The sequence below is a fragment of the Nocardioides luteus genome (assembly GCF_000960475.2).
In the GTDB taxonomy this organism is placed as follows: Bacteria; Actinomycetota; Actinomycetes; order Propionibacteriales; family Nocardioidaceae; genus Nocardioides; species Nocardioides luteus_A.
Genome location: NZ_JZDQ02000005.1, coordinates 87,137 through 106,589 on the forward strand (window position 1 = coordinate 87,137; position 19,453 = coordinate 106,589).

The 19,453-nt window shown below is 69.1% G+C and carries 17 protein-coding genes; 16 read left to right on the forward strand and 1 reads right to left on the reverse strand.

Going from position 1 to position 19,453, the window contains the following annotated elements:
* Nucleotides 1-222 precede the first annotated feature (222 nt).
* From UG56_RS04635 to UG56_RS28230, 11 genes are all read left to right on the forward strand, one after another.
* On the forward strand, nt 223-1,236 hold the full coding sequence (locus UG56_RS04635; protein ID WP_045546891.1) for an amidohydrolase family protein: 1,014 nt from the start codon (nt 223-225) through the stop codon (nt 1,234-1,236).
* Nucleotides 1,236-1,943, forward strand: coding sequence for an iron-sulfur cluster assembly protein (locus UG56_RS04640; RefSeq protein ID WP_045546890.1), 708 nt, complete (start codon nt 1,236-1,238; stop codon nt 1,941-1,943). The genes UG56_RS04635 and UG56_RS04640 overlap by 1 nt, the downstream gene beginning before the upstream one ends.
* A complete protein-coding gene (locus UG56_RS04645) occupies nt 1,940-2,977 on the forward strand; it encodes an NAD(P)-dependent alcohol dehydrogenase (RefSeq protein WP_045546889.1) in 1,038 nt (345 codons plus the stop codon). The genes UG56_RS04640 and UG56_RS04645 overlap by 4 nt, the downstream gene beginning before the upstream one ends.
* Before the next feature lie 35 nt (nt 2,978-3,012).
* Entirely contained in the window at nt 3,013-3,876 is an 864-nt protein-coding gene (locus UG56_RS04650; RefSeq protein WP_045546888.1) for a methane monooxygenase/ammonia monooxygenase subunit C, read from the forward strand.
* A gap of 38 nt (nt 3,877-3,914) precedes the next feature.
* A complete protein-coding gene (locus UG56_RS04655) occupies nt 3,915-4,700 on the forward strand; it encodes a methane monooxygenase/ammonia monooxygenase subunit A (protein WP_008359136.1) in 786 nt (261 codons plus the stop codon).
* Nucleotides 4,701-4,712: 12 nt separating this feature from the next.
* Nucleotides 4,713-5,933 (forward strand): methane monooxygenase/ammonia monooxygenase subunit B, encoded by a 1,221-nt coding sequence (locus tag UG56_RS04660; RefSeq protein WP_045546887.1) that lies wholly within the window; start codon nt 4,713-4,715, stop codon nt 5,931-5,933.
* A gap of 76 nt (nt 5,934-6,009) precedes the next feature.
* Nucleotides 6,010-6,315: a hypothetical protein gene (locus UG56_RS28225; RefSeq protein WP_045546886.1), complete on the forward strand. Its 306-nt coding sequence runs from the start codon at nt 6,010-6,012 to the stop codon at nt 6,313-6,315.
* A 5-nt stretch (nt 6,316-6,320) separates the two neighbouring features.
* The gene (locus UG56_RS04670; RefSeq protein WP_143054910.1) at nt 6,321-6,908 is read left to right on the forward strand and encodes a hypothetical protein; all 588 of its coding nucleotides are present in this window, start codon (nt 6,321-6,323) and stop codon (nt 6,906-6,908) included.
* Nucleotides 6,905-7,342, forward strand: coding sequence for a hypothetical protein (locus tag UG56_RS04675; protein WP_052693098.1), 438 nt, complete (start codon nt 6,905-6,907; stop codon nt 7,340-7,342). Before UG56_RS04670 ends, UG56_RS04675 begins: the two co-directional genes overlap by 4 nt.
* Complete coding sequence (locus tag UG56_RS04680; RefSeq protein ID WP_045546884.1) at nt 7,342-8,646, forward strand: hypothetical protein; 1,305 nt, start codon at nt 7,342-7,344, stop codon at nt 8,644-8,646. Before UG56_RS04675 ends, UG56_RS04680 begins: the two co-directional genes overlap by 1 nt.
* Nucleotides 8,647-8,652: 6 nt before the next feature.
* Nucleotides 8,653-8,799, forward strand: coding sequence for a hypothetical protein (locus UG56_RS28230; protein WP_177191418.1), 147 nt, complete (start codon nt 8,653-8,655; stop codon nt 8,797-8,799).
* Nucleotides 8,800-8,802: 3 nt separating this feature from the next.
* On the opposite strand, the gene UG56_RS04685 is transcribed toward UG56_RS28230, so the two are convergent.
* Nucleotides 8,803-10,581: a sigma-54-dependent Fis family transcriptional regulator gene (locus UG56_RS04685; protein ID WP_045546883.1), complete on the reverse strand. Its 1,779-nt coding sequence runs from the start codon at nt 10,579-10,581 to the stop codon at nt 8,803-8,805.
* Between the two features lie 113 nt (nt 10,582-10,694).
* Between UG56_RS04685 and UG56_RS04690 the strand changes: the two genes are divergently transcribed.
* The 5 genes from UG56_RS04690 (at nt 10,695) to UG56_RS04710 (ending at nt 19,453) form a co-directional block, all read left to right on the forward strand.
* The gene (locus UG56_RS04690) at nt 10,695-11,540 is read left to right on the forward strand and encodes an IclR family transcriptional regulator (RefSeq protein WP_045546882.1); all 846 of its coding nucleotides are present in this window, start codon (nt 10,695-10,697) and stop codon (nt 11,538-11,540) included.
* Nucleotides 11,537-12,295 carry a hypothetical protein gene (locus tag UG56_RS04695; RefSeq protein ID WP_143054911.1) on the forward strand — a complete coding sequence of 253 codons (759 nt, stop codon included), beginning with the start codon at nt 11,537-11,539 and terminating at the stop codon, nt 12,293-12,295. Before UG56_RS04690 ends, UG56_RS04695 begins: the two co-directional genes overlap by 4 nt.
* A 147-nt stretch (nt 12,296-12,442) precedes the next feature.
* Nucleotides 12,443-12,769, forward strand: a complete 327-nt coding sequence (locus tag UG56_RS04700; protein WP_045546880.1) for a putative quinol monooxygenase — start codon at nt 12,443-12,445, stop codon at nt 12,767-12,769.
* Entirely contained in the window at nt 12,766-13,455 is a 690-nt protein-coding gene (locus UG56_RS04705) for a hypothetical protein (protein ID WP_052693096.1), read from the forward strand. Before UG56_RS04700 ends, UG56_RS04705 begins: the two co-directional genes overlap by 4 nt.
* A gap of 481 nt (nt 13,456-13,936) precedes the next feature.
* On the forward strand, nt 13,937-19,453 hold the full coding sequence (locus UG56_RS04710) for an ATP-binding protein (protein WP_084100510.1): 5,517 nt from the start codon (nt 13,937-13,939) through the stop codon (nt 19,451-19,453).

A 19,453-nucleotide genomic window follows, 5' to 3' on the forward strand; every position in this document is an offset into this window, starting at 1 on the left:
GTGAGAACGCGCCTGTATCGCCACCTCCGGGCCGTTCTCGCCGTCGTGTCAGCCGGTATTCGGCGGGGATTCCGACGGGTGTGGAACGGCGGCGCTCGATGACGGTGTGACGCTCGACACAGGTATCGACGGGCCCTTCACTGAAGCGATCCCGGGGCGGCAGACCGCTGCTGACCCGGTCGGCACAGCCATCACGCCGAAATCGCATCAGGAGGACACCGCATGATCACCAGGGACGGCAAGAACTACTTCATCGTCGACGGCCACATCCACATCTGGGATGGGTCGGACGAGAACTGCCTGAACGACTATGGCAAGGGCTGGACCCAGTGCTTCTTCGACTACCACAACGGCCTCTCCCCGGAGGAGGAGAAGTGGTCGAAGGAGCGCTTCGCGAAGATCGAGAAGGCCGACGTCGTCAAGGACGTGCTCGACAACGGCGGTGTCGACGTCGCCATCTTCAACCCGACCGTCCTGAGCGCGTTCTACAAGACCGGATTCCGCCGCGAGAAGGAGGCGCTGGAGCTGGTGGAGGAGAACCCGGGCAGGTTCATCCTCAACACCTCCTGGGATCCGCGCTTCGGTGAGGAAGGCCTCGAGCTGCTCGAGAAGGAGGCCTCCGAGCGCAAGATCCAGGGCGTCAAGCTCTACACCGCGGAGTGGCAGGGCGACTCCCGTGGCTACTCGCTCACCGACCCGATGGCCTACCGCTACCTGGAGAAGTCCCAAGAGCTCGGTATCAAGAACATCCACATCCACAAGGGCCCCACGGTCTGGCCGCTCGACCGGGACGCCTTCGACGTCCACGACGTCGACCACGTGGCCACCGACTTCCAGGACCTCAACTTCATCGTCGAGCACATCGGACTGCCGAGGCTCGAGGACTTCTGCTGGATCGCCACCCAGGAGCGCAACGTCTACGCCGGCATGGCCGTCGCGATGCCGTTCGTCCACGCCAAGCCCCGCTACTTCGAGCAGATCATGGGCGAGCTCCTCTACTGGCTCGGCGAGGACAAGATCTGCTTCGGCAGCGACTACGCGATCTGGACCCCGCGCTGGCTGGTCGAGAGGTTCCTCGACTTCCAGTTCTCCGAGGGCAGCGAGTACGACGCCATCACCGACGACCAGAAGGCCAAGGTCCTCGGCCTCAATGCCGCGCGTCTGTACGACATCGAGGTCCCGGAGGGCGTCGTCGGCGGCGCAGAGGTGGATGCCCTCGTCGAGGTCGTGGCTTGATGTCGACCGCATCCGACGTCCTCGCGGCGCTGGAGGAGGTGCACGACCCGGAGGTCGACCGCTCGGTGACGGACATGGGATTCATCCGGTCCGTCACCGAGGACGGCGGAGCCGTGCGCATCGTCATGCAGCTGCCGACGTACTTCTGTGCGCCGAACTTCACCTGGCTGATGGTGGACGACGTACGTCAGGCGGCCGAGCGCGTCGTCGGGAAGGGCGCCGTCTCTGTCTCCGTCGAGGACCACTTCGAGTCGGAGCGGATCCAGTCCGGCGTGCAGAGCAGGGGTGGGTTCATGACCGCATTCCCCAGTGAGGCCGAGGGGAACCTCGAGGACCTGCGCGACCACTTCCGGCGCAAGACCCTGCTGATCCGTCAGGAGCAGGTCTGTCGCCAGCTGGAGGAGGTCGGCGTCGACGCCGAGAGTCTCGTCGATCTCGTGCTGGGAGACGTGATCCGCCTCGACCCTCCCGCTCTCGGGAAGTACCTGACCACGCGAGAGGAGCTCGGGGTCGGCAGTCGCCACGACGATCCCTTCCTCATCGCCGCCGATGGCCGTCCGGTGGGTCCGGAGCAGGTCCGGGCCCATCGGCGGTCTGCCCGCGTGATGGCCGTGTCCTTCGAGGGCAACGGTCATCTCTGCAAGGCGCTGCTCGCGGAGCGCTACCCCGCACAGCTCACCACCGTCGACGAAGGAGAAGTGGCATGAAGGCCGCGCGGCTCTACACCTATGACTCGAAGCTGGTCATCGAGGACGTGCCGAAACCCCGGATCACCGGGCCGCACGACGTGGTGATCAAGGTCGGCGCCGCAGGCGTGTGCCGGACCGACCTCCACGTGATCGAGAAGGTCTGGAAGGACACGCTCGACACCGAAGGCACCCTCCTCCCGTTCATCCTCGGCCACGAGAACGCGGGCTGGGTCGACGAGGTCGGTTCCGCGGTCACCACGGTGGCTCCGGGTGACACCGTGATCCTGCACCCGCACATCACCTGTGGCGTCTGCGCCGGGTGTAGGCGCGGCGAGGACATGTACTGCGAGACGGCCGGATTCCCGGGGCTTGCCATGGACGGCGGGTACGCCGAGTACATGCTCACCAACGAGCGCGCCTGCATCAAGCTCGATCCGAGCCTGCAGCCGGTCGACGTCGCCCCGCTCGCGGATGCCGGCATCACGGCGTACCGGGCGGTGAAGAAGGCCGTGCCCCGGCTGCAGGCCGGGACGAAGACCGTGGTGATCGGTGCCGGCGGTCTGGGGCACATCGCGATCCAGTCGCTCAAGGCGCTCAGCCCGACCGAGATCGTGGTCGTCGACACGAACCCGGACGCCCTCGAGCTCGCGAGACAGATCGGTGCGGACATCACGGTCGACGCGAGCGAGGGCGACGTCGTCGAAGCGGTCAAGGACCTCGCCGGCGGAGACGGAGTCGAGGCTGTCATCGACTTCGTCGCCGAGCACGGCACCACCGACCAGGGCCCGAACATGCTCCGCCAGGGCGGGACCTACTACGTCGTCGGCTACGGCGGCAACGTCAACGTGCCGGCACTCCAGGTCATCTTCAGCGAGATCAGCGTCGTCGGCAGCCTGGTCGGCAACTACACCGAGCTCTCCGAGCTGATGGAGCTGGCGGCAGCCAAGAAGGTCACCCTCCACTCCCAGATCTACTCCCTCGACGACGCCAACGTCGCGCTCGACGACCTGCACCACGGACGGGTGCGCGGTCGGGCCGTCCTCATTCCCTGACCCGGACCTCCGCACGACAAACGGAAGGAAAAACCATGTCCACAACCATCACCCCGGAATCCCGGGAGGACACTCGCGGGGACTCGTCCGGCGAGTTCCCCAAGGGCCGCGGCCCGATCGACTGGAACGGCGGCTGGCGCTGGATGTTCATCGGGAGCTTCCTGCTCGCCGGATCATTCATCGGTCTGCGGATCTACCAGCAGAAGTTCGCCTGGTACAAGGAGTACGGCCTGGACGCGGCGAGCGATGGCTTCCGGACGTACTGGTTCAACCTCTTTCTCGGCGAGCTGGTCGTCGTCACGATCGTGACGCTCGCCTGGTGGGGATGGTTGATCAAGTCGGGCCAGAACCTGGCCGCCAAGGCTGAGGCCAAGCCGATCAGCAAGGCCGAGGAAGTACGCCGCATCGCCGTCTTCTGGGGCCTGATCGGCGCCACGTCGCTGACGCTCTACTTCATGGCGAGCTTCTTCCCGAACCAGGACGGCGTCTGGCACCAGACGGCCGTTCGCGACACCGCGCTCACCCCCAGCCACATCGTGATGTTCTTCTGGGCGTTCCCGCTCGGCATCACGATGACGGTGGGCACGTATCTCTACGGACGTACCCGCCTGCCGAAGGTCTACTCGCCGGACAAGGGTTTCCCCTGGTCCTTCTTCCTCCTCATCGCCGCCTCGGTCACCGAGATGATGCAGGTCGCGATGAACGAGTGGGGCCACAGCCTCTGGATCACCGAGGAGATCTTCGCCGCTCCGTTCCACTGGCCGTTCGTGACGTACGGCTGGCTGGCATCCGGGATCTTCGCCCTCTGGGCCGAGTCCCTGGGTCGACTGCTCCAGATCGAGGACGAGATCGAAGAGGAACGACAAGCCGTGACGACCTCGGATCCCGCGATCGCCTGACCAGTGGACCGTTCACATCCCCAAACCAAGGAGCCCTCATGAGTGCCACAGCTTTGGCGCCGGAGTCAGAGGAGCGTACGCAGGCACTGCGGAAGCTGCTCAACCGCCGTTACACCTTCATCGACCGTAAGTGGGACATCGTCTTCTGGGTCACGGCAGCCTTCGTGGTCGCCGCCGCAGCCGACATCACCAAGCTCCTGTTCGCAGGGGACTGGGACTTCTGGACGGACTGGAAGGACCGTCAGTGGTGGCCGATGGTGACCCCGTTCGCGGTCATCATCATCCCCTCGGCCCTGCAGTACATCCAGTGGCTCGCCTGGCGCATGCCGACAGGTGCCGTCTACACCGCCATCAGCATGACGATCGCGTCCTGGATCGGCCGCATCTTCAACTGGGACATGTTCGGCGGCTTCCCGCTGGCCTTCGTGTGGCCGGTGATGATCCTGGCCGCCGCCATCTGGCTGGACTGGGTCCTGTTGAAGACGAAGAGCTTCGTGCTGACCTCGCTGGTCGGAGCGTTCGGTTTCGCGCTGATCCTCTGGTTCACGAACTACACGGTGCTCGCGCCCTACCTGCAACCGATCGACTGGATGGGTCTGCACGTCACCGTCGCCGACGTCCAGGGCATCGAGTACGTCCGTGGTCAGACACCGGAATACCTCCGCATGATCGAGCACGGGTCGCTCCGCACCTTCCTCGGCGAGACCCAGTACGTCTCGCTGGCCTTCGGAGCCACCCTCGCCGTCGCCGGCTACTGGGTCGGCCAGGCCATCGGTCGCGGACTTGCCATCTGGCCCATCGGCCGCTTCATCAAGCGGTTCTGAGAGGAGTACGACATGCGTAGCAAACTGAAGTACATCGGGGCGGTGATGGCCGCTGCCATCGCTGTGGTGCTCGCTCTGCCGCCGGCGCCGGCTTCGGCCCACGGGGAGACGGCCCAGGAGGCGTTCCTCCGGATGGGCACGGTCGCCTTCTGGGACGTGAAGTACTCCGCGGAGGAGGTCGCCCAGGGCGAGGAGCTCACCATCACGGGGACGGCGAAGATCCTCGAGACCTACCCTGAGCAGCTTGCGGAGCCGAAGCTCGGCTTCATCGGCGTGATCGCTCCTGGCCCGACCGTCGTCATCAAGGAACGCACCATCAACGGCGCTCCGGCGCCGATGGCGATCGAGATCGAGAAGGGCGGGGTCTATCAGTTCAAGATGGTGCTCCAGGGGCGGCGGGTCGGTCACTGGCACATCCATCCCATCTTCGGGATCCATGGCGCGGGTTCGCTCATCGGGCCGGGACAGTACGTCGACGTGACCGAGTCCGCCGGCGGCTTCACCAACGACGTCAAGCTGCTGAGTGGGAAGACGGCCGACCTCGAGAACATCGGCATGGGCGGTGTCACCTTCTGGAACGTCATCTGGCTGGTGATCGGCTTCGCCTGGTTGCTCTACTGGATCGTCCCGAAGCCGACCGTGACGCGTCTGCCCGTGACGAGCCAGATTCCGCTGAACACCGACGGTGGTGCGTACGGGCTGATCACGAAGAAGGACCACCGCGTCATGAACGTCATGATGGGCGCGACCATCGCCCTGGTGGTGGGAGGCATGCTGTGGCAGGCGCAGGCCTATCCGGACAAGATGCCGCAGCAGGTGCTCCACTTCGCGCCGGAGGACGCGGTGGTCGACGCCAAGTTCGTCACGGCGGACGCCTCCGAGGCCGCGTTCGACCCGGCGACGGACACCGTGACGGCCAAGGTCACCGTGCAGAACACGGGAAGCTCGCCGGCCTCTGTCGAGTCGTTCACGACGAGCACGCTCACCTTCCCGGTGGCTGAGAAGGGGAGTGCGGAGCGGTCCGTCCAGATCTCCCCGGCGACGCCGATCGCCCCGGGCGAGACGCGGGAGCTGACGATGAGCATGACGGACGCGGTGTGGGCCAAGGAGCGGCTCATGCCGGTCGGCGAGTCGCGCATGCAGCTCACCGGTGTGCTGCGGCTCCAGGACGAGGCCGGCCACGAGAACTTCGTGACCATCCAGAGCTTCGTCACTCCGTCGGCCATGGCCTGACGGAACCCATTCACCCGGTGGTGCCGCTCTCTCTCGGCACCACCGGGTTTCCACCCTTGAACCAGGAGTGCGCATCATGACCATCCCGACGATCCTCCCCATGCATGGGGGAGGCACGAGCTCCATGGACATGCTGATCGGGCTCGGTCCCGTCATCCTCGGCGGACTGCTGATCGGCATCTTCGTGCTGATGCTCTCGATCGACATGTCCGGCACCTCGAACCGGCGCTATCAGTCGGGTTACCGCGATGAGCGTCCGACGGGTGCGCGGCTGCTCTTCAGCGGCAAGTACTTCGAGCTCGAGGAGCTCCTCCGGCGCGACGCCGAGGAGCCCTCCCGGACCCGGGAGACCGTGCCCGCCGATCAGCCGGAGGGGAAGTGACGAGCATGAGGAACCACGCTCACGTCGACGAGGCGCCGACGGGCTGGCGGACGTTCGATGCTGCGATCGAGAGAGGAGCGGTCGCCGGGAGTCTGTCGGCCCTGGTCATCATCGCGCTGCTCGCCCTGGCCGGCGCGGTCCAGGGGGTGGGAGCGGCCACCCCGTTCTACGCGATCGTCTCGATCCTGTCGCCGGGCGCCCTCGAGGTGGCGCAGGCCGCGACAGCAGCCGGCGAGGCCGTGCCCTTCTTCCAGCAGGAGTTCGTCGGCGGGCTGGGGATCTGTGTGGTCCTGGGCGGCGTGAGCGGAGCGATCTTCTCGCTCGGCACGCGTAACCATCCCGTCACCGGACGGGCCCTGTACGCCGTCGCCGCCCTGCACGGCGTCATCCTCATGTGCTTCTTCTACCTGGTCTGCCTCCAGGTCGTCGGGACCGTCGTCGGTGCGCAGCCGGAGGCCTCCAGCCTGAGCAGCCTCATCGGCTGGCCGTGGATGGTCGGGATCCATGTCGTGCACGGCCTTGTCCTCGCCCTCGTCATCAGCAGCCGCCTCGTGACCGACGAACGTCGTCTCGGAAGGAACCAACATCCATGATCAGCACACGTCTCGCGCTTGCCCTCGCCACCGTCCTGACCGCCTCGGCCCTCGCAGCCTGTGGCGTGGAGACCTCCACCGCCGCGGAGGCGGACCACTCCGGGCACGGGTCGACGGAGGCAGCGGCGCCCTCGGCGAGCGCCACGCCCTCGCCGGCGGACACGCAGCCGACGGGCACGGTCATCCGGATCGAGGTCGTGGACGGGAAGCCGTCCCCGCCGGCGCATCTGGAGCCCGTCGGCCTCGGCGAGCAGGTGACCCTCGCCGTCACCAGCGACGTCGCGGACGAGCTGCACCTGCACGGCTACGACACGCACCTCGACCTGGCGGCCGGCCAGGAGGGCCGGCTCACCTTCACCGCCGACATCCCCGGTCGTTTCGAGGCGGAGCTGGAGGGAGCGGGCGCGCTGCTCGTCGAGATCGAGGTGAAGTGATGATCCTGACCCACGGGCTTGGTGACCGCTCGGACCTCCCCGTCCCGGTATGGATCGCCCTGTACGTCGCGGTGGGGGTCCTGCTCTTCTCCTTCCTCGCGCTCGGGCTGCTGTGGCGTTCGAGCCGGTTCGGGACCGAGGACGGAGTGGTGCTCCCTCGGTGGACACAGGTCGTGGTGGGGGAACGGTCCTCGCACATCGCACAGGCTGTCGCGCTGGTGGGTGCGGTGGCGTTCCTCGCAGTCGCGTGGTTCGGTCCGACGAGTGTGGCGACGAACCCGGCTCCCACCTGGCTCTACGTGTGGGTGTGGGTCGGCCTGGTGCCGTGCTCGCTGCTCCTGGGGCCGGTGTGGCGGTTCCTCAACCCGGTGCGGGCACTGGCACGGCTGCTCCGCAGAGCGGTGCCCTCCCGCCTCCGGCGGTCAGGGCTCCCGGCGCGCGTGGGCCGGTGGCCGGCCGTCGCCTCGCTGGGCGTGTTCCTGTGGCTGGAGCTCGTCTTCGACCACTCCGACGAGCCGCGGGTGGTGGCCGGGTTCGTGACCGCGTACGTTCTCGTGCACGGGATCGGTGGTGCCGTGGCCGGTCCACGGTGGTTCGACGCCGCCGATGGGCTCGAGGTCTACTCGGCGACCATCGGGCGGCTCGCACCATGGGGTCGGTCGGAGGACGGCGAGGCCATCGTCCGCCACCCGCTGGCCGGACTCGCCGCCATGCCGGTCCCGCCGGGGCAGATCGCCGTGCTGTGCACGCTGCTCGGGTCGACGGCCTTCGACGGGGTGACCCGCACCTCGTTCTGGGGCGACCTGACCCGCGACCTCGGCCGGCCCGACTATCTGATCACCGGCACCCTCGGCCTGCTCGCCGCCATCCTGCTCGTGGCCGGTGCCTACCAGTTAGCGATGCGCGCCACGGATGTCTTCTCGCGGTATGCCGACGGCACCTCGCAAGCCTTCGCGCACACGATGGTGCCGATCATCGTCGGCTACACCGTGGCCCACTACTTCTCGTTCGCGATCTTCCAAGGCCAGGTCGGAGCGATCCTGGCGTCCGACCCCTTCGGTCGCGGGTGGGACCTCTTCGGGTCGGCCCAGGCGTCGATCGACTACCTGGTCGTCTCACCCCGGACGATTGCCGTCGTCCAGCTCGCCGCGGTGGTCTGCGGACACGTCGTCGGCGTCGTGGCGGCCCACGACCGCTCGCTCGAGGAGCTCCGTCCGCGATCGGTCGCGGTGGGGCAGCTGCCGTACCTCCTGTTGATGGTCGGCCTGACCTCGACGGGCCTCGTTCTCCTGATGGGATTGTGAGAAATGATGATCACGCCGTTGCACATCGTCGACTACCTGTGGGTGTTCCCGATGGTGGCCATCGCGCTCGTCGTCGGCCTCTACGCATGGCTGAAGGCGCCGTCCCCCGTCGAACGTGAGGAGCGCACCGACAGGGACGGGCCAGCCGACTGAGGGTCAGGCGCCGGGCTCGATGTTGTAGGCCTTGATCTTGCGGTAGATCGAGGCCCGCGACATACCGAGCGCCTCAGCGGCGCGCGCCTTGTCCCAGTCGCAGGCTCGCAGCGACTCCACGATGGCGTCCCTGGTCATCCACTCGAGCGGGGTGAGCCGATACCGCAGCCCGCTGCCGAAGTCGGCCGGAAGGTGCTGCTCGCGCAGGACGGAATCGGTCGCCGACGGGATCATCCCGGTGACCAGCTCGACGACCTCGGCCAGGTTTCCCGGCCACGGCTCGCGGATGAGGCGGGTGAGCAGCTCGGGGGAGACCGACGTGACCCGCCCGCGGCTCAACCGGCGCACCATGTCAGGCAGCAGGACGCGTAGGTCCTGGACGCGTGCCCTCAGCGGGGGAAGGGCGATCATCGGGATACCGGCGGCAGCCAGGTCGCTCTCGGTCTCCTCGGATCCCTCGGCGCGCTTGTGATGGGTGCGGGTCGTGAAGGTGAGCCAGCCGCCGGTCGAGGGAAGGTCCATGCCGTTGACCAGCTCTGCGAGGCGCCCGGACGCCAGTCCGTCGGCGTCGCGGACGATGACGGGATGACCATCGGCGAGCTGCTCGCCGACCGATCCGAGCTTGGCCTCGATGTCCGCGTCTCCGCAGTCGATGACGACGACCGTACGTCCCGGGAACTCGCGCATGGCGATGTCCTGGATGAGGGTGCGTTTGCCGGTGCCCGGCTCGCCGACGAGGCAGACGGGCAGTCGCGCGGCCGCCATGCGGCCGACCATGGCCATGGGGCCGAGGACCAGCGGGCTGAGCTGGTGGGCTCCACGTGGACGGGGCGGGCTCGACTGCTGCACCGGTGGTGCGGGAGCGGAGGCGGGGATCTCGACGATCGCACCGTCGAGCCTGCCGTACGACGAACGGATGGCGCGCACGGTCAGGGTGGTGGCGTACTCGGTGCCGGACATGAGCGAGATCTCGGCGCGGTCGGAGTTGCCGAGCGCGTCCACGGTCAGCGCCCACAGCTCGGGTCGTCCCAGGCCGCCGATGCGGTCGGCGGCAGCGGCCGATCCGATGAACGCCTCGTCGCTGACGGCGATGACGCGGTCCTCAGCGGCTCGGCTGCAGCGGAGATACTGCTCCAGAAGTGACCGCGCTCCTCTGCTCGACATCGTGAGGAGGCTGTCCTCGATGGAGGCACCGGCCTGCCGGACCAGTGCCGTGAGCGCGGGATGGGCACGGTCGGCCCAGGTGGTGATGTCCAGGACGCCGAGCTGGCGGCGGGTGATGGGGTCCCGCACGGGGACGCCGACGCAGGCGAACACCTGGAGCTGCTCGTTGAAGTGCTCGGCGCCGCGTACGAGGGCGGTCGTTCGATCCTCGAGAGCGGTACCGATGCCGTTGGTGCCGGCGTACTTCTCGGCATAGCTGAACCCCGGAGCGAGCAGGGCGCGGTCGAGCTGACCTTCGAGGCACGGCTCGCCCGAGTGCCGTAGCAGCACCTTGCCGGTGCTGTCACCGAGGATGAGGGTCAGCGGGCTGCCGTCGATGTCGCTCTGCACCTTCTCGATGACGGGGCGGGCGGCGCGGACCAACCTGGTCGACAGGTTGAGGTTGTCGTCGTAAGGCAGGTCGAGGCGGTCGCCGAGGGCCTGGCTGTCGTAGGAGCGACGCCAGGACGCGAGGATTCCGTCGCGGACCCGGGCATCGGGATCGGACGAAGCTCGCTCCTCGAGCCGTTCGAGGGAGTGCGTCAGCACGTCGGACCAGTTCGGCATGGCGCTGGGCATGGGCGTTCTCGTTTCTGCCTGAGCCTGTCTCAATGTGAGACCCATCACACTAGTCCGGTTTGCTTTGATCAGTTGCAGGTAATCGGCGGGTTACTTCTACACCGGAGGAAACCATGACGGAAACGACCAGCCTGGACGCAGTCGAAGGCATCCCTGCACAGAAGAGAGTCCTCAACTCGGCCATCCACATCGCCAATACGCTGGCGATCATCTCCGAGAATCCGGCGGGTGTATCGGCCAAGGTGTTGGCACGCCGCCTCGAGCAGAGCTTGTCGACCACCTACTACGCGCTGCAGACGTTGACGGACGTGGGGATGATCGAGCATTCGCCGACCACGTCTGGGCTGTACACCCTCGGCCCGCAGATCGCCGCGCTGTACCGGGGCTACGTCGCCAACCGGACCCAGCCGGAGCGACTGGCGGCGGTGCTGCAGGATCTGCGTGACGAGACCCGCGCGCGTGCCTATCTGGGCTGGTGGAAGCAGGGTGATCTGGAGATCGCGGACACCCGAGGACGCCGGGGCGCGGCAGAGCTGCGCGACATCTCGGCGGGCTACCGCGGCGGCGCTCACGCGCTCGCCCTCGGCAAGGTCATGCTCGCCTCGATCGGCTCCGATCGCTGGCCCGCCTACCTTCGGCAGCCGCGCCTGCGGAGGTTCACCGATCACACGCTCGACACCCCGGATCGGCTGCGCCGCGAGGTGCTGCGGATGCGGGCGGCGGGGTTCGCCACCGACGTGGACGAGTACGAGATGGGCGTCTCCTGCGTGGCAGCCCCGGTGCGGGACAGCGCCGGACGGGTGATCGCGGGTCTGGGCGTCTCCGTCTCGTCCCGTCGCTTCCTGGACGAACGTGAGCAGCTGGAGCTGGCGGTCAGGCGGGCCGCACGGGACGCGACCCGGATGTACGTCGACCTCGACCCGCTCACGGCCATGGTGTGTGAGCGGGCCTGGGCATGACGTACCGGGCGCTGGCTTCGGCGGTGGGGGCGCTGCTCCTGTGGACAGCGCCCTCCTGCGGTGCGTCAGAGACACCGTCACACACCGGCGAGACGAAGGCCGGGGTGGCCGGATGGGGCGATGGCCTCGTCGACCACCAGGCTGGCTATCGGCTCTCCGACATCCGGGCCGACGGTGGACGCGCCGGGCGGGTCCGCTTCGAGCTCGAGAGCGGACAGGCAGACATCGCCGAGCTGACGTCGTGGTACTGGTCGGCCGACCTCCGCTACTTCGAGCGAGCTGTGGCGCGGCCGATGGGTGACGGCGCCTGGGAAGCGACGTTTCCTGACAGTCCAGGAGGCCCGGGCCACCTGGTGGTGGCCTTCGACAGCGGCGACGAGGAGATCGGCGACCTCGTCCTCGGCTCTGATCTCGTCGCACCGCAAGGGAAGCGTCGACCGTCCGAGGCTCGTGTCTCCGACGGGGACGTACAGAAGGTGGGCGGGTACGACGTCACGCTGTCGGGCGACCTGCTGCTCGCCCAGCCGTCGACGCTGACGCTGTCGGTGGCCTCGGCCGGCAAGCAGGTCCGGTACGCCGAGGCGGAGATCGCCGCGGTCAGCATCGCCAGCGGAGCCTTCGCCCGGTTCGAGGCGGGCCCGGACGGAACGTTCAGCGGCACGCCGTCCTCGCCGGGACGGTTCCGTGTCGTGGTCGATGTCGTCATCGCCGATCAGCAGTTGCACGCGGTGTTCGAGCGGGCCGCCTTCGGGTGATCCCCGGAGCAGGCGTCCTGGTCTCGGTTTCCCGCATGGCGTGGAAGTTCGGTGCGGTTCGAGCGGTCGCACCTGTCGGGTAACCGCGAAGCCTCCTACGTTGCGACCAGGCCGGGAGACCGGCGTCGACACCCGAGAGGAAGAGCGATGATCTTCATCACCGCACGGTTCGCCGTGAAGCCCGAGCATGCCGACGACTGGATCGAGATCTCACGCGCGTTCTCCGAGGCGACCCGCGCCGAGGAGGGATGCCTCTGGTACGACTGGAGCCGCTCTGTCGACGACCCGAACCTCTTCGTCCTGGTCGAGGCGTTCGCGGACGAGGCTGCCGGTGGCGTACACGTCGGTTCGGAGCACTTCCGCGAGGCCCGGCGGACGTTGCCGCAGTACCTCTCGCGTACCCCCGACATCGTTCATGTCCAGACTCCCGAGTCGGGTTGGTCGGAGCTGGGCGAGCTCGCCGTCTCTGCGTGAGGCTCCTCTTCGTGGTGGCGGTCGCGGCCGTCACCACGGCCGGCCTGGCCGCCGATCGATTCGTCGATGCCCGCGGTCAGGCATGGCTCGGCCTGGGATGCACGGCTCTGTTCGTCGTGGTGGCCCGCAGGGCCGACGTCCACGAACGGCGTCAGGCGCTCGTCGTGGTGGCGGTCGCGACGTTCTTCGAAGTGGTCGGTGCCCAGCTCTGGGGGCTCTACGACTACCGGCTCGGCAACCTGCCGCTCTTCGTCCCTGCCGGGCACGGGCTGGTGTTCCTCACCGGGCTGCGCCTCAGCCAGGTGCCCCTCCTGGTCCGGCACCGAGATGCTTTCGTCCGGGTGACGGCGGTGGTGGCGACGGCCTGGGCAGTGCTCGGTGCCGCCGGGCTGCTCGGGACACGCGACCTCTCCGGAGCCGTTGGCTCTGCACTCGTCGTGGTCATGCTCGCCCGAGGCCGTCAGGCCGGCCTGTTCGCCGGCGTCTGGTGGTTCGTCGCCTACCTCGAGCTCTACGGCACCGCCATCGGAACCTGGACGTGGTCGCCCGTCGTACCCGGGTTGGGTCTGCCTGCGGGGAACCCGCCCAGCGGCGTCGCCTCGGGCTACGTCGTCTTCGACTGGCTGGCGGGTGTGCTGGTCGCAGGAGCGACTCGCTTCGCGCGAGCCGCGGCGACCACCGGGTGACCTCAGGTGATCATGTCCCGGAGAGCCTCCCCGTCAGGCGGCCTCTTCTCGTGGCGCGAGGTGACCGGCAGGCAGTGTGGAGCCGGGCATCAAGGTGGGCTCGCAATCGCATCCGTCCCCGCATGCCAGATAGATGTGTGCCGGGTGGCCGCACCGCGGGCACGGTAGGTCGTGTGACAGGTGACGCGAGTTGATCTGGATGACGCCCCTCATGGCGTGCCTCCTTTCTTGGTCTCTCAGGTACCCAAACCCATCACAACCCAGTTGCGATCTCGGGGTGTCTCAGTTTGAGATCGGCCGGAAGCAGCGGTCGACGGCGTCCGCCGGGCGTTGTAGGAAACGGCCATCCTGAGCGGGTGACAACGGCGCGAACCTGGGGTGCCTCCGGGCGGTGTCCACTAGGAAATCGACAAGGAATCCATCAGAAGCCTGTCGGAGTCGAGCGGTCACAGGAGCGGCGCCTGATGAAAAAGTCTGCACCGTGCCACAGGTCTCTCGAATTGCCATCGTCAACCGCGGCGAAGCCGCGATGCGTCTGATCCATGCCGTCCGCGACCTCAACGCGCGGGATGCGTCCGAAGGGACGATCCGCACCATCGCGCTGCACACCGACGTCGACGCCGGAGCGGCGTTCGTACGCGAGGCCGACGAGGCCTATCTGCTGGGAGCTGCGGCGGACCGTCCCTACCTCGATCTCGCCGTCCTCGAGCAGGCGCTGACCACCACCGAGGCCGACGCCGCCTGGGTCGGCTGGGGCTTCGTCGCCGAGGACCCCGCCTTCGCGGAGCTGTGCGACCGGCTGGGCGTCACCTTCATCGGCCCCAGCGCCGAGGCCATGCGGAAGCTGGGCGACAAGATCGGCTCGAAGCTGATCGCCGAGGAGGTCGGCGTCCCGGTGGCTCCCTGGAGCCGCGGCGGGGTCGACACGCTCGAGGAGGCGCTGGCCAGCGCCGAGGAGATCGGCTACCCGCTCATGCTCAAGGCCACCGCCGGCGGTGGCGGTCGCGGCATCCGGAAGGTCACCTCCGGCACCGAGCTCGCCGACGCCTACCAGCGCACCCGCGACGAGGCGGAGCGGGCGTTCGGCAGCGGCGTCGTGTTCCTCGAGAAGCTGGTCACCGATGCCCGCCACGTCGAGGTCCAGGTGATCGCCGACGGTCAGGGCACCGCCTGGGCGATCGGCGTACGCGACTGCTCGGTGCAGCGCCGCAACCAGAAGGTCATCGAGGAGTCGTCCTCCCCGCTGCTGGCCGACGACCAGGCCGCCGACCTCAAGGCATCGGCCGAGCGGCTCGCCAACGCCGTCGGCTATGCCGGCGCGGGCACCGTCGAGTTCCTCTATCACCCCGGCGACAAGACGTTCGCCTTCCTCGAGGTCAACACCCGCCTCCAGGTCGAGCACCCGATCACCGAGGTCGTGACCGGCACCGACCTGGTCGCGCTGCAGATCCAGGTGGCCTCCGGCGTCCCCCTCACCGGCGACCGGCCGGTCGAGCGCGGCCACGCGGTCGAGGCCCGGCTCAACGCCGAGGACCCGGACCGAGACTTCGCGCCGGCTCCGGGCCGGATCAGCCGCCTCGAGTTCCCCGCCGGGCCGGGCATCCGGGTCGACACCGGTGTGGCCGAGGGTGACACGATCCCGGCCGACTTCGACTCGATGATCGCCAAGGTGATCGCCTGGGGCGCCGACCGCGAGCAGGCGCTGGCGCGACTGCGCCGCGCGATGGGGGAGACCACCGTCATCATCGACGGCGGCGCGACCAACAAGAGCTTCATCCTCGACCTCCTCGACCAGCCCGAGGTCACCACCGGCAGCCCGGTCTGGGCCGACACCGGCTGGATCGACCGGGTGCGTGGCGAGGGGCGGCTTCAGGCCGCCCGGCATGCCGGCGTCGCGCTCGTCGCCGCCGCGATCGAGGGCTACGACGAGGCCGAGCGCGGCGAGATCGCGCGAATGCTGCAGACCGCCCAGGGTGGTCGACCGCAGATCCAGCACGACCCCGCCCGCACCATCGAGCTCAAGCTGCGCGGGGCGACGTACGCCCTGACCGTGCGGCAGTCCGGGCCCGCCCGCTACCAGGTCACCATCACCGCCGGGGGAGAGCGGCGCACCCTCACCGCGACCCTCGACCGGATCGACGAGGTGCACGGCCGGCTCACCGTCGACGGTCACCGCTACCGGCTGGTGACCGCCACCCACGGCCCCGTCCACCTGGTCGAGGTCGACGACGTGATGCACCGGGTCAGCCGCGACGAGGGCGGCATGCTGCGTTCGCCCGCGCCGGCGCTCGTCGTCTCCACCCCGCTCGCCGTCGGGGACGAGGTGGAGGCCGGTCATCCCGTGCTCGTGCTCGAGTCGATGAAGATGGAGACCGCGTTGACCGCGCCGTTCACCGGCCGGGTCAAGGAGCTCCTGGTCCGCGTCGGCAGCCAGGTCGAGACCGCGGCGCCGCTGCTGCGCCTCGAGCCGACCGGCGGCGCCGAGGGCGAGCAGGCGAGCACCGCCCGCCTGGCCGACCTCGACCTGCCCGTGCCCACCACCGAGCCCGGCCGCAGCAACGGGGCGATCGCCGACCTGAGCAGCCTGCTGCTCGGCTACGACGTCGAGGAGGACCAGCGCCCGGCGCTGCTCGCCGCCCACCTGGCCTCCCGCTCCGCCGGTGAGCCCGGGGAGACCCTCCGCACCGAGATGGCCCTGCTGTCGCTGTTCACCGACTTCGCCGAGCTCAGCCGCAACCGCCCGGCCGGGGACGAGCCGGCCACCGAGCTGCGGGTGCACAGCTCGCGGGAGTACTTCCACACCTACCTGCGCAGCCTCGACCCCGACCGGGGCGCGCTCCCGGACCACTTCCGCGACAAGCTGCAGCGGGTCCTCGCGCACTACGGGGTCCTCGACCTCGAACGTACGCCGGAGCTCGAGCGTGCGGTGTTCCGCATCTTCCTCGCCCAGCAGCATCCGTCCGACGTCGACGTCGCGATCGGGGTGCTGCAGCGCTGGCTCGCCGACCCGCCGCCGGCGAGCGAGGACGCCGCCGCGGTCCGTGCATTGCTCGAGCGGATGGTGCGCGCCACCCAGCTCCGGTTCGCCGTGGTCGGCGACCTGGCCCGCTCGGTCCGGTTCGGCTGGTTCGACCAGCCGGCGGTCGACGACGAGCGTCGCGCCGTGCTGGAGGGCGTACCGGCCGAGGTCGCCGCCCTCACCGACCCCGACGCCCCCGACCGGGCCGCCCGCATCGACGCGCTCGCGGCCGTACCCGAGCCGCTGGTCGGCTTCCTCCGCGACCGGCTGGTCGACGGCCTTCCCGAGCGCGAGCCGCTGCTGGAGGTGCTGATTCGGCGCCACTACCGCGACTACGACCTGCACGACCTGACCGTCACCGGCAATGGCGGCGGGCGCCCGCTGGTGCACGCCGAGTACGCCACGGACGACAAGGGCGCGACCCGGGTGGTCTCCACCATCGGCGACGTCACGGAGCTCGCCGAACCGGACGGCCCGCTCGCCACCGCCATCACCTCGGCGATGACCGCCGACCACGACGACGTCGTCGAGATCTACCTGCGCTGGACGGACGCGCCCACGGATCCGGACCAGGCCTCGGCCGAGCTGGCCGCGATGCTCGCCGGGCAGGAGTTCGCCCGCCGTGCCCGCCGCGTCTCGGTCGCGGTCTGCCATCCCGCGCCGCAGCCGATCGACTACTTCACCTACCGCCACCACGCGGACGGCGCCCCGCACATCCCGACCGACGAGCTGGTCGAGGACACGCTGGTCCGGGGCATGCACCCGATGGTCGGTCGCCGGCTCAACCTGTGGCGCCTCAGCGAGTTCGAGGTCACCAGGCTTCCCGCGCCCGACGACGTACTGCTCTACGAGTGCGTCGCCCGGGCCAACCCCGCCGACCGCCGTCTCGTCGCGGCCGCCCAGGCGCGCCAGCTCGCCGTCGTACGCGACGACGAGGGCCGCGTGATCGCGCTGCCGCACGTGGAGCGTGCCGTGGAGAACTGCCTCGAGGCGATCCGCCGCGTACGCACCGCCCGCGGCCGCGAGGGCACCAAGCTCGACGTCAACCACGTCTGGGTGACGGTGTGGCCGGTCGTCGAGGCGGACCTCGACCAGATCACCGCGCTGCAGAGCAAGATCACTCCGCTCAGCGAGGGCACCGGGATCGAGGAGGTCCTCGCCGAGGGCCGGGTGGCCTCTCCGGATGGCGGCGAGCCGACCCGGCTGGCGATCCGCTTCCACGCCCAGCCGGGCGCGGGCGTCGTGGCCGACGTCATCGAACCGCCCACCGAGCCGCTCGCCCCGCTGGACGAGTACGCCGCCAAGGTGCTGCGCGCCCGGCGCCGCGGCCTCGTCTACCCCTATGAGCTCCAGCGCGCCCTGGCCGGCAGCGGCACGGTCGTGGAGCACGACCTCGACGACTCCGGCACGCTCGTGCCCGTCGACCGTGCCCCCGGGCTCAACAAGGCCGGCATCATCGTCGCCGTCGTCACCACCCCGAGCCCGCTCTATCCCGACGGCATCACCCGCGTCGTACTCTGCGGTGACCCGCTCAAGTCGCTCGGCGCGCTCTCGGAGCCCGAGTGTGCCCGGGTGATCGCGGCCATCGATCTCGCCGAGCGGATGGGCGTCCCGGTCGAGTGGTTCGCGGTCTCGGCCGGTGCCCGGATCTCGATGGAGAGCGGCACCGAGAACATGGACTGGGTCGCCGCCGCGCTGCGCCGGATCGTCCAGTTCACCCAGGACGGCGGCGAGATCAACATCGTCGTCGCCGGGATCAACGTCGGCGCCCAGCCCTACTGGAACGCCGAGGCGACGATGCTGATGCACACCAAGGGCATCCTGGTGATGACCCCGGACAGCGCGATGGTGCTCACCGGCAAGCAGTCGCTCGACTTCTCCGGCGGCGTGTCGGCCGAGGACAACCACGGCATCGGCGGCTACGACCGGGTGATGGGCCCGAACGGGCAGGCGCAGTACTGGGTGCCTGACCTCGCCGGTGCGTTCCGGGTGCTCATGGCGCACTACGAGCACACCTATGTGGTCCCCGGCGAGACCGGGCCGCGCCGCGCGGCCACGGCCGACCCGAGCGACCGCGACGTGTCGACCTTCCCGCATCCGGGCGACTTCGCGACGGTCGGCGAGATCTTCTCGGCCGAGCACAACCCCGACCGCAAGCGGCCCTTCGACATCCGTACGGTGATGCGGGCGCTCGCCGACGCCGACCACGAGATGCTCGAGCGCTGGGCCGGCATGGCCGACGCCGACACCGCGGTGGTCGTCGACACCCGGATCGGCGGCTACCCGGTCAGCCTGGTCGGCATCGAGTCCAAGCCGGTGCCCCGCGCCGGCTTCCCTCCGACCGACGGCCCGGACACCTACACCGCGGGCACCCTGTTCCCGCGGTCGTCGAAGAAGGTCGCCCGCGCGATCAACGCGGCCTCGGGCAACCGCCCGCTGGTCGTACTCGCCAACCTGTCCGGCTTCGACGGCTCCCCGGAGTCGATGCGCAACCTGCAGCTCGAGTACGGCGCCGAGATCGGCCGCGCGATCGTCAACTTCCAGGGCCCGATCGTCTTCTGCGTCATCTCCCGCTACCACGGCGGCGCGTTCGTGGTCTTCTCCAAGCACCTGAACCCGTCGATGACCGTCCTCGCCATCGAGGGTTCGTACGCCTCGGTCCTCGGTGGCGCGCCCGCGGCCGCCGTCGTCTTCGCCGCCGAGGTCTCCAAGCGGGCCGCGGCCGACCCCCGGATCGCCGCGCTCGAGGAGCGCATCGACCACGCCGAGGACGGCGAACGCGGCGCGCTCGTCGTCGAGCTCGCCGAGCTCCGTGCCCAGCTGCGTGCCGACAAGATCGCCGAGGTCGCCGCCGAGTTCGACGACGTGCACAACATCCACCGCGCCGTCGAGGTCGGCTCGGTCGACGAGGTCATCGCGGCCAGCGACCTGCGGCCGAAGGTGATCGAGGTCATCGAGCGGGCGTGGGGAACTGTGTGA

What these genes read in the sequence shown, in the direction of transcription:
- UG56_RS04690 (WP_045546882.1), top strand. Translation starts at nt 10,695, where the DNA reads ATGACGGAAACGACCAGCCTGGACGCAGTCGAAGGCATCCCTGCACAG.
- UG56_RS04635 (WP_045546891.1), top strand. Translation starts at nt 223, where the DNA reads ATGATCACCAGGGACGGCAAGAACTACTTCATCGTCGACGGCCACATC.
- UG56_RS28225 (WP_045546886.1), top strand. Translation starts at nt 6,010, where the DNA reads ATGACCATCCCGACGATCCTCCCCATGCATGGGGGAGGCACGAGCTCC.
- UG56_RS04700 (WP_045546880.1), top strand. Translation starts at nt 12,443, where the DNA reads ATGATCTTCATCACCGCACGGTTCGCCGTGAAGCCCGAGCATGCCGAC.
- UG56_RS04685 (WP_045546883.1), bottom strand. Translation starts at nt 10,581, where the DNA reads ATGCCCAGCGCCATGCCGAACTGGTCCGACGTGCTGACGCACTCCCTC.
- UG56_RS04675 (WP_052693098.1), top strand. Translation starts at nt 6,905, where the DNA reads ATGATCAGCACACGTCTCGCGCTTGCCCTCGCCACCGTCCTGACCGCC.
- UG56_RS28230 (WP_177191418.1), top strand. Translation starts at nt 8,653, where the DNA reads ATGATCACGCCGTTGCACATCGTCGACTACCTGTGGGTGTTCCCGATG.
- UG56_RS04695 (WP_143054911.1), top strand. Translation starts at nt 11,537, where the DNA reads ATGACGTACCGGGCGCTGGCTTCGGCGGTGGGGGCGCTGCTCCTGTGG.
- UG56_RS04645 (WP_045546889.1), top strand. Translation starts at nt 1,940, where the DNA reads ATGAAGGCCGCGCGGCTCTACACCTATGACTCGAAGCTGGTCATCGAG.
- UG56_RS04655 (WP_008359136.1), top strand. Translation starts at nt 3,915, where the DNA reads ATGAGTGCCACAGCTTTGGCGCCGGAGTCAGAGGAGCGTACGCAGGCA.
- UG56_RS04660 (WP_045546887.1), top strand. Translation starts at nt 4,713, where the DNA reads ATGCGTAGCAAACTGAAGTACATCGGGGCGGTGATGGCCGCTGCCATC.
- UG56_RS04670 (WP_143054910.1), top strand. Translation starts at nt 6,321, where the DNA reads ATGAGGAACCACGCTCACGTCGACGAGGCGCCGACGGGCTGGCGGACG.
- UG56_RS04680 (WP_045546884.1), top strand. Translation starts at nt 7,342, where the DNA reads ATGATCCTGACCCACGGGCTTGGTGACCGCTCGGACCTCCCCGTCCCG.
- UG56_RS04640 (WP_045546890.1), top strand. Translation starts at nt 1,236, where the DNA reads ATGTCGACCGCATCCGACGTCCTCGCGGCGCTGGAGGAGGTGCACGAC.
- UG56_RS04650 (WP_045546888.1), top strand. Translation starts at nt 3,013, where the DNA reads ATGTCCACAACCATCACCCCGGAATCCCGGGAGGACACTCGCGGGGAC.